The sequence below is a fragment of the Methanospirillum sp. genome (assembly GCF_035406105.1).
Taxonomy (GTDB): Archaea; Halobacteriota; Methanomicrobia; order Methanomicrobiales; family Methanospirillaceae; genus Methanospirillum.
Genome location: NZ_DAONKG010000260.1, coordinates 1 through 3,027, shown reverse-complemented (window position 1 = coordinate 3,027; position 3,027 = coordinate 1). Strand labels below are relative to the sequence as shown.

1 protein-coding gene and 1 pseudogene are annotated in these 3,027 nt (G+C 40.6%); both read right to left on the bottom strand.

The window, feature by feature from the left end:
- Positions 1-1,578: pseudogene (locus PLA23_RS12060) on the bottom strand (hypothetical protein); the annotation flags it as partial.
- A 144-nt stretch (positions 1,579-1,722) separates the two neighbouring features.
- On the bottom strand, positions 1,723-2,568 hold the full coding sequence (locus tag PLA23_RS12055) for a PKD domain-containing protein (protein ID WP_324475340.1): 846 nt from the start codon (positions 2,566-2,568) through the stop codon (positions 1,723-1,725).
- Positions 2,569-3,027: the final 459 nt, after the last annotated feature.

Sequence of the window (3,027 nt, the reverse complement as noted above, 5' to 3'; positions counted from 1 at the left end):
GGCATTTTCTATTAATTGAGCAAAATCACTCGTTTCTAAGGTTATATCAAACTTTTCCTGCCCAAACGAGGTGACATATGGAACTTGAACAAGTAGAGTGTATTTGCCCTCATTCAAATCACATAATTTGATGTTATTTGGTTCCAGTAGATACTGATTGATATCAATTTCAAATGTTCCATCATCATCAAGAAGGGTCCGGTATTTATCTGTAAACAGGAACCCCTGTTCACCAACCTTTCCTTCTCCAAACATCCAGATCTGTACAGGAAGTCTTGACACCCCGGTCTTAAACTTCAATACTATCTTATCAGCAGAGTCTGATACCCCGCATGGATAACCCTGACAACAACATGGAGTTGCTACCGAGGGATCAACAACTACATCTACCGGTTCCAAATCGGTAAGCTGGATAGTTGCCGGATCAGACAGAGGTTCACAGTATGGACATGCTCCAAAGGCGCATATACCATTTTCGGTGGTTGTGCAGCTTCCTCGTGGCGGAAGTAACGGAAGAACTTCTTCAGGATTGATACTGGATGCGTATATCGAATAACTCTGTCCCCCAACCAGTGGTAATTCTGAAGTATCCCATACCAGTTCCCAGGTTCCATCTGAATGGTACTCTCCAACAAAGGGTGAATCTGGCCGTTCCATAATCTCCTTGCTGATAACCGTAGGAGAGGTCGATGTTACTGGAAGAGTTCTTGGGAAGATACCAGTACCACATTCTGGAAGGCCATATCCAGTTAACCATAAGTATGTGACGTTGCTATCGGTGTTCTTCCCGGTTATCCGAACCTTCTGACCTCGTGGGATACTTTTTATCGGCTGGCCAGTTGCGTAATTTTTAAAAGATACCTCAACAGTCCCCAATACGACTTCAAACGAGTAATCAGTTGATGTGTTGCGGGTCGGATTATCCTTCTCCTGGAAATGAATAGTATACTTTCCAGGTTTCAGACCCATTTTTCCTAATTCATCCGGATATAGGGTTGCAATGTCAATCGGATAGATATTAAATTTCGATGTATTTATCAGACCATAATACTGAAGGCCATTGAATGGCACATACCACTCCCCCTTGGAAGGATACAAATCTCCATTCGGTACAAGTTCATAGTACGTAGCCATCCTGTCAACAACCGGATATATGGAATGGTCACCATACAACCGGTCAAAAGTAACTCCAGTCTGATTCGGGAAATAGGGCGGGCGCTCCCCATATGCCCCAGTCATGGTCTGTGGATTGATGGTAAATCCGGCAATCAATGGATTTCCATAATAACAGGAACAATTCGGCTGAATACAATCCATAATGGAACAATTTGGATAATTATCACAATCCTGCGCATTGTTCAATGGGGTTTTAATATAAAATCCAAAAACTCCATCTACATCCAAATCAGGATTAACTTTTCCTTCTTCTGGAGTATAAAGAGCAACTCCACCCCGCGTTACTTTTTCAGGCCCACAAATTACATAGGCCTGAGCATGGAGTATGAAAAGCCCCATGCATAGAATAAAAATTACAGGCCATTTCCATTGGCACATTCTTTTCTCACCTTTTTCCTTCATACGCACACCATCCAAGGGCATCTTGTCCAAACCCCATGCAAGGGATCAAAACGTACAATAGCCCCCCATCAAGAGATAATATTCATGCTTTATATTATTAAAAATATAAAACTTTCGATAAGAAACTCAATAAATAAAAAAAGATCAGATGCAGATCCGATAACTTCGGAGATCTGATACGACATTATTCGCTACTTTCAGCGTTACAGTATAACATCCCTTTTCAGCATACTGATAACTGGGATTTTGTTCGGTAGATGATCCAACTCCATCCCCAAAGTTCCATACCCATGAGTTGATCCCTTTTCCTTCAGAGAGGTCTTCGAAATGAATCCTTTTGATATTCGTCATATCAGGAGTGTATCTGAAAGAAGCCTTTATAGATGAACTATCGACTTTTATCAGATATGGTTTCTCTTTCCTATCATCATTTCCGTACCGGTCAAATACCGTAAGCGTAACATTATAGACTCCTACTCGCCGATACGTGTGCTGTGGACTCTGCTCAGTGGAAGTTGAACCATCACCAAAGTTCCAGTTCCATCCGACAGGAGAACCCTCTGATATATCAATGAATTGAACCGTATGAGGTGGTGATCCAGATGTCGGGCTTTTCTCCATAAAGTCTGCAGTCAGATCTTTTAAAATTAAATTATCTGAAGCATCAGGATTCTTCACATAGATAAAGTGATATTTATCAGATGAATTAACCAATCCGCCTTCCCTTGTGAGAGTAAGATTGACAGTATAATACCCTGGTGATTTATAGACATGTACAGGATTCTGTAAGGTTGAATTCGTGCCATCCCCGAAGGTCCAGAGTTTTCCAATTACATCAGTATAGCCTGATTTATCGGTAAACTGTACGGAAAGAGGTTTTAATCCATATCCTGGTTCTGCTGAAAAATCAACGTATTTATTGCAGGTGTCAGTTACGTTAAAGGTAAGGATCTCATATTGATCATCATATTTTTCGAGTGTGTCCTTCAACTTATAGAATCCATCATAATTTACATATGCCTCCGGACCTTCAATTGGGAAAGCTCTTGTCCAATAGACTGGTTTTGATTCTACAACATATTTCCATTGACCAATATTTTTTGTTTGCTCTGCAGGCAATATGGGATTATTAATTTGATCAATCCATTTTGAACCTTCCAAAGTAACGGAGAAAAGTTCTTTCCCTGTTCTTTTCTGGCTCGGCGTCTGGATTATGACATAATATTGCCCCGGAGAGAGATCACAGGAACATATACCGTTCGGTAGGAAGAGATCCTTATAAAGATCTATCTCAAATGATCCATCATTATCAAGATAGCTGGTAAATGAATCATTAAAGAGATACCCATACCTTCCACCTATGGTATTATCCCCAAATACCCATACTTGGAATGGAAGTCGTGAAAGATGCAATTTCCCACTTACAGGGATTTTAATATTATCCGGGAA